Genomic DNA, 8,057 nt, shown 5'->3' on the forward strand with positions numbered 1-8,057 from the left:
ACCACGAATGGACAGCGCACAAGGCCATGGGCCTCAAGGCGGGCCTGGATCCCGCGGTGATAGCAGCCATCGCGGCCCGCCGCACGCCGGAGTTCAATGACGAGCGGCAGCGTGCAGTCTATGACCTGTCATCCACCTTGCTCTCGACCGGTCGGGTGCCTGACCGCCTCTATGCGCGCGGCGTTGCACGGCTTGGCCAGGACGGCGTGGTTGAGCTGGTCGGTGTGCTGGGCTACTACTGCCTGGTATCGCTGACGCTCAATACCTTCGAGCTCGGGCTGCCTGGCAGCATCGCGCCGGAACTCAACGATCCGGACTTCTCGCCCGCTACGGAGACACCATGAGCAGCGCGTCGCAGTTGCACAACCTCGTTCGCCATGATTGGCTGCCCCCCGCTTGACGGCAGGGGTAATTGAACCACGCGCAAAGAAAAGGAGAAGCGATGAAGGATGATGTGGGCTCAAGGTTGAGCGTTGTCATTGGCGGCGCCAACGGCATTGGCGCCGCGTGTTGTCGATTGATGTCCAGTCGCGGATGGCGGGTCGCGGTTGTTGACCTGGACGGGGAAGCCGCTGAATCACTTGCCAAAGAGATCGGAGGGTTCGGCTACAGCGTGGACATGCGTAGCCTTGCCGCTGTCGAGCAGCTAGCATCGGATATAGAGCGGGCGCATGGTCCGGTCTATTCGCTGATTGTATCTGCCGCCGCGTTCCAAGAACGACATGCCCCGGAGGAGTTTCCCATGGATCTCTGGCGGACAGTCATGCTCGTTAATGTGGAAGGCACCTTCAACGTGAACCGCGCCTTTGGCAGGCGGATGGTCCGGGAAAGGAAGGGAAGCATCGTAAATATTGCGTCGACTGTGGCGCATGGCTCCTCACCGTTACACGCTTATGGACCAAGCAAGGCGGCGATTGTGAATCTGAGCCGCAATCTGGCTGGCCAGTGGGGCCGGGCGGGGGTGCGAGTCAATTCCGTATCTCCAGGGGCAACGCTCACACCCCGGGTAGCTGCTCGACCAGCGGGACGCTACGCAACCGATCTGAACTCGCAGTTGGCCTTGGGGCGCCGCGTAGACCCCATGGAAGTTGCTGAAGGCGTTGAGTTCCTTGCGTCTGACCGTGCATCGGCAATCACGGGAACCGACCTGTTGATTGATGCGGGCTGGCTTACTGCCAGTACATGGGGTCTCTATGGTGGCGTTCCCGTCATTGAAAGCGAGGCTGACAGCCCCAGCGAATAAGCGCCTGGACTGGGGGGCTTCATACCGTGGTATGGACTATGTTGACTAGAGCTTGCGCTGACGGCGACTCTCTTTTAGATGAACTCACTGAGCTCCGCTGGGAAGTGCGTGAGTCATCGAAACTAGCTTGCCGGGAAGCGCAGCAGACGGCTGCGCAGAGCGAATTGCCATACCACACCGCCTTACGGCGCGTGCTTGAGGACTCGATTGTGGGCGGAAGTGCGCGCCAGAAGGTTGTGGGTTTCGCATCAGCGGCAGAATTGGGACTCGTACTGGGTCGGGGTTACGCCGAACAATGCTTGCACGTTGCCGCGCAATCCTGGAGCTTGAACGTACTTTACTGGGCGGCATCACGCCGTCTCGGCTCGAAGAATGAGTGGAATCTCCGTATGCAGGATGAATCTTGAATCGGACTCACTCCTCGTTCGGCATGTCACAAACAGGCCGAGCCCGCTAGTGTGCAAACAGATCATCACACGCGGCAAGAGGATTAGCTCCACCTTGCGGGTGAAGGTTCTCCGTTGGGCCCTATGCTGGTCCTGCCAATTGCGCAAAACGTGGCATTGTCAGACAGCCCCTAAAGCGCCTCGAACGACGGCTTAGTTGGAGTCTGGATGCGTGCAACGTCGCCCGAAAAAGGCTCATGAATGCGCGCAATCAGTTGTCGGTTCCCTTCATGAGGAAGGCGCCTCGTTGTGAGACTTCATTTTACTTCCGAGCCCGTTTCCAGCCCTTCCATAGCATCGCGTGAGCAAGGAGCAACCTCGAGCTTAGGGACGCGGCTTGCATTCAACGATGTGTGCGAGAAAGTTTGCCGCCTCGCGCAAAGCACCTTGCCGTCGCCTCTGGGTTCTGGAATGGCCAGTTATCTATAGACTCTTTTCTAAATCGCATGATGATGCGCCACTGCCGAAATGCCCGCGGCTACTTTGCGTACGGTACTCGGGTCAGCCCCGCGCTCGCTAGGTCAAAGCAGAAAGTCACGGAAAAGGAACACCCCTATGAGCCAGAACACTTCATCCAACGCCGCAAGGAAGATTGTCGGTGAGATTGCGCCAAAACTCGCTGAACTGAACGATGATGTGCTTTTCGCCGATGTATGGGAACGTCCGCAGTTGTCGAAGCGCGATCGAAGCTTGATCACGTGCACGGCACTCGTTGCAATGGGCAAGACCGACCAGATGAAGAGCCACTTTCCACGGGCGATCGCCAACGGCGTGACCAAGGAAGAGCTCGTGGAGATGTTCACCCACATGGCCTTTTATTCGGGTTGGCCAAGTGCCGTCACGGCGGTAATGCGCTTCGGCGAAATCTTTGGGGATGCCCAGGACGATGCCCCCTCCAACCAATAGAAGTGACAATGTTGATTGGGTATGCTGGCCCATCCGTGATGGGCGGAGCCGTGACGCGCCGGTCGCGAGGATTGGTCAGAGTCAGCACGTCGAGGACGTGTACGCCTTCAGCCGAGCCTGCACGGCTGAGGGAATCATTTCCCCTCCCGCGTAACACCGTCGGCGTCGTCCGAAGGGAGATTACGACCAGATGAAGCACGCGGGGGCGGGGGCTCAGTCGGCCGCGCAGTTCATATGCCGGCTTCTGAGGCGTTCCATTTCGATCGCTGCTATGTGGGACCTGTGGGTCAGCCGGCGCGCCTGCATCAATCGTTGATCGCCTGAATCGTGACCTTGTCTCGATCGACGGGAGCAAGCGGTCGGGCCACGTTCCACGGGCTCGGCTTTAAACCGTTCGGCAGCACGCGCGCCGAACTCGGCTACTTCGTAACCACCGAATTGCAGAAATCGGTGCGACCCGTCAGAGATGCAGGCATTCAAGCTGAATAAGGAAATACCATGAATTTTGAGCTCTCCGAAGAACAGAACTCCATTGTCGAGGCGGTCCAATCCGTTTGCTCGCAGTTTGATATGGAGTACTGGAATCGTCTCGACGTCGCCGCTACCTACCCTCATGAGTTCTACAAGGCGCTGTGCGAAGGCGGCTGGCTCGGGGTGGCGATGCCGGAAGCCTACGGCGGAGCGGGCCTCGGCATCTTGGATGCGGCGCTTGTGATGCAAACTATCGCGCAGTCTGGCGCGGGTATGACCGGTGCGTCAGCGGTGCATATGAACGTGTTCGGTCTGAACCCCGTGGTGGTATTCGGGACTGACGAGCAGAAAGCGCGCTTTCTACCACCGCTGATCGGAGGGCGGGAGAAAGCGTGTTTTGCCGTGACCGAGCCTGATGCCGGCCTGGACACCACGAAGTTGAAGACGTTTGCCCGAAAGGTGCCAGGCGGCTACTCGGTGAGCGGACGCAAGATCTGGATTTCCACAGCACAAGTGGCCGACCGCATGCTGCTGCTGGCACGCACCGAGCCACTGGAATCCGTGAAAAAGCCCACCCAGGGGCTCTCACTGTTCTACACAAAGGTAGACCGCAGTAAGATCGAGATCCGCGAAATCGACAAAATGGGCCGCGCGGCCGTCGATACCAATATGCTGTTCATCGATGACTTGTTCATTCCCGATGAGGATCTTATCGGGGAAGAAGGACACGGCTTTGATTACATCCTGCACGGCCTTAATCCGGAACGCATCCTAATTGCTGCGGAAGCCGTCGGCCTGGGCAGGGCCGCACTCGCGATCGCCACAAAATATGCCAAGGAGCGTGTGGTGTTCGGTCGCCCCATCGGAATGTACCAGGGTGTGCAGCACCCGCTGGCGCAGGCATGGATGCAGTTGGAGTCGGCCAATTTGATGGTGATGAAGGCGGCAACGCGTTACGACGCGGGCCTGTCTTGCGGTGCCGAAGCCAATGCCGCGAAGTACCTCGCCGCCGAGGCTGGCCACAACGCCTGCCAGACTGCGATCCTGACACTGGGAGGCATGGGGTATTCGCGAGAATACCGCGTGGAACGCTTACTACGTGAGTCCTATATTCCTCGCATCGCGCCGGTCAGTCCGCAGCTCATCATGTGCTTCATCGCGGAGCGTGTGCTCGGACTGCCGAAGTCTTACTGAGTCAATACCGAGCGCCGGCGCACCTAAAGATGAGCACGAGCAACGAGACCCAGTGCGCCGCAATTGCGGGGGACTGGGGGAGCGGAAAAATTGGCGAACTTCATGCCACGCTGGCCGAGAAAGGGGTGCGTTCTTCGAGTCTGACCATCCGACCGGAGGCCGTTCTGGTGCGGTCGGGATTCCCGCGCGTTTTCTCCCGGACACCTGGCTGCAGTATTCGTATGTGGCCGGGCGAGCTGGCCGTAGAAGCAAGGATTGCATCGGACGAGGCGCCTGCCAGCCATCGGTGCGCCGCCTTCGGCTGTCCCTAACACGTATTGGTGCCATTTAGCATGAATTATTCGACCTTGGTGGTCAGTAGCGAGGGCAACCTCGCGCGCATCGCCCTCAATCGGCCTGAAGTTCGCAACGCCTTCAACGAGGTGGTCATTGCCGAACTGACAGATGCATTCAACGTGCTTGCGCTCCAAGCTGACGTGCGCGCGATCGTTCTTGCTGCCAATGGGCCGGCATTCTGTGCCGGAGCCGACCTGAACTGGATGCGCAAGATGGCCGGGTACACTCGCGAGGAGAACGTCGCTGACGCGCGGCGGCTCGCGGAGATGCTGCACACCATCTGGAGTTGTCCGAAGCCTGTGGTGGCTGTGATCCAAGGCGACACCTACGCGGGTGGCATGGGCCTTGTAGCGGCCTGCGACGTCGCCGTGGCCGCCAGCCATGTCAACTTCTGCCTGTCGGAAGCGAAGCTCGGCTTAATCCCGGCCACGATTGGCCCCTACGTAGTGCGGGCCATGGGGGAACGGGCGGCACGCCGATACTGTGTGACTGCTGAGCGATTCGATGCCGACGAGGCGCATCGCATCGGGTTTATACATGAAGTTTTGCCAGCCGACGGACTGGAGGACAGGGCGACTGAAATCGCTTCAACGCTGGCCAGCAACAGCCCGGCTGCTGTACGAGAAAGCAAACGGTTGGTGCAAGACATTGCCGGTAAAGCGCTGGACGCATCGCTGATTGCATTTACTGCAGAATGCATCGCCGATATACGAGCGAGCAAGGAGGGCCGTGAAGGCGTGCGTTCGTTCTTGGAACGACGCAAGCCAGCCTGGATTACACAGTCTGCCTAGGGTTCTCCGCGCCCTCCGATTTAGCCGCGGCAAGCGGAAGGCCCGCTCCATCTCAACCGGAAGCACACAATGGATCAAGTTCAAGAAGTTGCCAATGCAAACGGATTGAACGGTTTGCCCGCTCGCGTCAGGGTGGTTGAAGTAGGGCCGCGCGACGGCTTGCAGAATGAATCACAACACGTTCCTGTCAACGTCAAAGTCGAACTAATCAATCGACTCACCAGGGCCGGATTCGTAAATATCGAAAGTGCCTCTTTCGTATCACCTCGTTGGGTGCCACAGATGGCGGACGGAGGCGAAGTGATGCGCGCGATCGCGCGCCGCCCGACTACGGTCTATTCTGCGCTGACGCCCAATATGCAGGGCTTTGAAGCCGCGCTAGAGGCCGGAGCAAGCGAGGTAGTGATCTTTGGCGCCGCGAGTGAAGCATTCTCTCAGCGCAATATCAACTGCTCGATCGAGGATTCGATTCGGCGGTTCGTTCCGGTGTCGAGAGCGGCGAAATCCAGTGGCCTCAGGTTGCGGGCCAGCGTTTCCTGCGCTATGGGCTGCCCTATCCAAGGCGACGTTCCCGTACGGGCAGTTCGCGACGTCGTCGCGCGGTTTGCCGATCTGGGGTGTGACGAGATTGATATCGCCGATACCATCGGCGTTGGCACGCCACGGCATGTTCAGGCGGTGATGGAAGCGGCCACAAAGGCTTTTCATCCGGAACGCATCGCTGGCCATTTTCACGACACCTATGGACAGGCGCTCTCCAATATTCTGGCTAGCCTGGAGATAGGTATCAGCATCTTCCACTCATCGGTGGCTGGGCTTGGCGGATGCCCATATGCAAAGGGTGCGACGGGTAATGTGGCAAGCGAGGATGTACTCTATTTGCTGCACGGTCTCGGTATCGAAACTGGCATTGACCTGGACCAAGTGGTCGATGCGGGTGCGTTCATCTCTGAGGTGCTTGGCCGAGAAAATGCCTCACGTGTGGGCCGCGCGCTATTGACCCGACGCATGGCTGGCGATTGTGTCTGAACATCCTCCACGTTCTCCGAGCCTCGGTACGGTCGGAGGTCGCTGACGCTTGTTCACTTGCATGCTGCCCAGAACGGACACCAGTCAACAACCGGCATGGGCAAACCGGCCCTCGAACACGAGTCGGAACGCTCGCGAGAAGGCGGCTGGCAATCAAATTTTGGCGAATTATTCCCTGATCTGGGGCGCTTGCCCAGTTGCGATAGGCGATGCCACCTAAACGTATCTCGGTGGCTAGCCCTATCAACAGATTGGAAGGGAATGCAGTACAAATTGTCGACGCTATCCGCCTGGGACTGAGGGCATTTAGGGCTAAGGTCAAAACGCCTATTCTTAAGCTTCCAGCGTTCAAATCCTCTGGCCATCCGCCACATCAGAATGCGGCACCTTTGCTATGTATGTGCTCGATCACATATGGACGGGCTGTGATGCATGGTCATATTGGCTGTCACTAGGTGCGACTGGAACCGGCACAGTGCCACCCTTGCCACGACAGAAGATTCTCTCCGCTGGGCGCCGTGACACCGTCGCGGCTCGCTGTTATCGCCGGCGCGTGTGCCTGTTCTTGCCCCTCTCTTGGGCGAACAAATTGTCATCGGCAAATAGCTGTGTTTCTCCGGCGACCCTTAACCTCCCTGAGGATGACTAACATCAAATTCGCTCGGTAGAGTCTTAGGCCGAGCTTGAAGGCTTTTCGCGTTTTTTGGCAAACACCTTTGCTCCACTGAGATGCTCCACGGTATCGACGGGTAGTCTCTGGGTGAGTAGTATCTTTTCTAACGAGACACTGTCATCGTCACCCGATGACACGTCAAGGTGGTGCCGGTGGTAAGCATGAATTAACAGTAAGAAGGAGGAGTAATGAATAAGGAACTTTTCGAAAAGGGTCTGGCGGTACGCCGTGCGGTGGCCGGGGAGGGGAATGTAGATGCAGCATTCAAGAATGCAGACGAATTCTCTATGCCGATGCAGGAACTGGTGACTGAATTTTGCTGGGGTGAGATATGGACACGGCCCGATCTGGACCGACGTAGCCGCAGCATTCTAAATCTCGGAATGCTGGCTGCACTTAACCGATCAGATGAACTTGCCGGCCATATCCGTGCGGCGATTACCAACGGGGTAACGAAAGCGGAAGTCCGCGAATGCCTCCTGCAAGTCGCTGTCTATGCTGGCATGCCAGCCGGAATGAGCTCATTTAAGATTGCTCGCAAGGTTTTTGAAGAGATTGGTATTTGACGAACAATATTGACAGAAAACGCTAGCCCTTCTTGGATCCGACGACGTCGACTGGATGCCCAGGTCGGCGTTTGAGGGGTCGTAACAACGTGAGCAAGCGGACGCCGTGCGGATATGCTGCATTGTGTGATTCTGCATTGTGCGTATTTGCTGGGGACCGTTGCGCTGAGGGTGAAGGAAATGCTGACGAATTTAGCGTGTTGATATTGGAATGCGTTCTGTCGCATGGTGGCAGGAACTGACTGCGCCAGGATTTCAGCGAAATGGAGAGAATTATGAAGGTTGGATTCATCGGTCTGGGAAAGATGGGCCAGGGTATGGCGCGCAACCTGCTCAAAGCAGGGGTGCAGCTCGTGGTTTTCGACGTGAATCCCGCGGCCGCCCAACCGCTGATCGATGAAG

General features: G+C 58.1%; 8 protein-coding genes. All 8 read left to right on the top strand.

Features of this window, described 5'->3' with window-relative positions; all coding sequences use genetic code 11:
* Positions 1–344 (top strand): carboxymuconolactone decarboxylase family protein (locus tag AC3FKH_RS34235; protein WP_488680105.1); only part of this gene is annotated, 344 nt, incomplete at its 5' end.
* A gap of 98 nt (positions 345–442) precedes the next feature.
* A complete protein-coding gene (locus AC3FKH_RS34240; protein ID WP_488680107.1) occupies positions 443–1,243 on the top strand; it encodes an SDR family NAD(P)-dependent oxidoreductase in 801 nt (266 codons plus the stop codon).
* 1,001 nt (positions 1,244–2,244) lie between these two features.
* Positions 2,245–2,595 carry a carboxymuconolactone decarboxylase family protein gene (locus tag AC3FKH_RS34245; RefSeq protein ID WP_488680108.1) on the top strand — a complete coding sequence of 117 codons (351 nt, stop codon included), beginning with the start codon at positions 2,245–2,247 and terminating at the stop codon, positions 2,593–2,595.
* A gap of 498 nt (positions 2,596–3,093) precedes the next feature.
* A complete protein-coding gene (locus tag AC3FKH_RS34250; RefSeq protein ID WP_488680110.1) occupies positions 3,094–4,260 on the top strand; it encodes an acyl-CoA dehydrogenase family protein in 1,167 nt (388 codons plus the stop codon).
* 332 nt (positions 4,261–4,592) lie between these two features.
* Entirely contained in the window at positions 4,593–5,387 is a 795-nt protein-coding gene (locus AC3FKH_RS34255; RefSeq protein ID WP_488680112.1) for an enoyl-CoA hydratase/isomerase family protein, read from the top strand.
* Between the two features lie 69 nt (positions 5,388–5,456).
* The gene (locus tag AC3FKH_RS34260) at positions 5,457–6,416 is read left to right on the top strand and encodes a hydroxymethylglutaryl-CoA lyase (protein ID WP_488680113.1); all 960 of its coding nucleotides are present in this window, start codon (positions 5,457–5,459) and stop codon (positions 6,414–6,416) included.
* 861 nt (positions 6,417–7,277) lie between these two features.
* A complete protein-coding gene (locus AC3FKH_RS34265; protein WP_488680115.1) occupies positions 7,278–7,655 on the top strand; it encodes a carboxymuconolactone decarboxylase family protein in 378 nt (125 codons plus the stop codon).
* 275 nt (positions 7,656–7,930) lie between these two features.
* Positions 7,931–8,057, top strand: a 127-nt coding sequence (locus AC3FKH_RS34270; RefSeq protein ID WP_488680117.1) for an NAD(P)-binding domain-containing protein, incomplete at its 3' end; no start/stop codon positions are given.

It is taken from the genome of Cupriavidus sp. 21MJTG02-4, assembly GCF_057798975.1.